The 576-nt window shown below is 61.1% G+C and carries 1 protein-coding gene; it reads right to left on the bottom strand.

What is annotated here, in order from left to right; translation table 11 throughout:
• Nucleotides 1–21: 21 nt before the first annotated feature.
• On the bottom strand, nt 22–576 hold a 555-nt coding region (locus tag NW818_RS13820; RefSeq protein WP_414424879.1), incomplete at its 5' end, for an energy transducer TonB.

Genomic DNA, 576 nt, shown 5'->3' with positions numbered 1-576 from the left:
AAGCAGTCAGGGTCGGGTAGTTTACTTGGCGGATCCCCCTACAGTCAACTGGCCCAGCACGTTGATATCAAAGGTGAAATTAATTGTCACCGAGTTGCCCTCGTAAGCCTCAGGCAGCGGCAGGAAGGGAGCTGCCCTCTGGATAGCCGTCAGCGCTGCATCGTCTGTTTGTTGGCTGCCGGACGTGCGCCCCAGGCGAATGCTCTGCAGATCGCCAGCTCGACCCACTGTAAAGATCACCACTGTGCGGCGCGAGGTACCGGTCTGCCCAGGTATCCAATTTTGCTCCACTTTTCGCTGCAAAGCGGCCAGCCAAGGACCCCAATCCACATTGGCCCGCGCTGCCACACTGGGGGGATTGGGAGCGGATTGGGTGGGGTTGGCCAATCCACTAGCTCCACTGCCCTGGATCCCGGCCCCATTGCTGGGAGCAGAAGCACTGACCGGAGGTCCCAACTGGGAAGAATCAGAGGGCCGCTGGGCGGGAAGAACCTCTGTCACCGGTTGCGGAGCGGGCGGAACGGGAGCCAATTGGCTGGGATCCGAAACCCGCTCGCTTGGCTGTATGGGCAAGGG

Source organism: Synechococcus sp. R6-5 (genome assembly GCF_047461775.1).
In the GTDB taxonomy this organism is placed as follows: domain Bacteria; phylum Cyanobacteriota; class Cyanobacteriia; order Thermostichales; family Thermostichaceae; genus Thermostichus.
The sequence above is the reverse complement of the archived record's forward strand: the minus strand, read 5'-3'. Positions and strand labels throughout refer to the sequence as shown.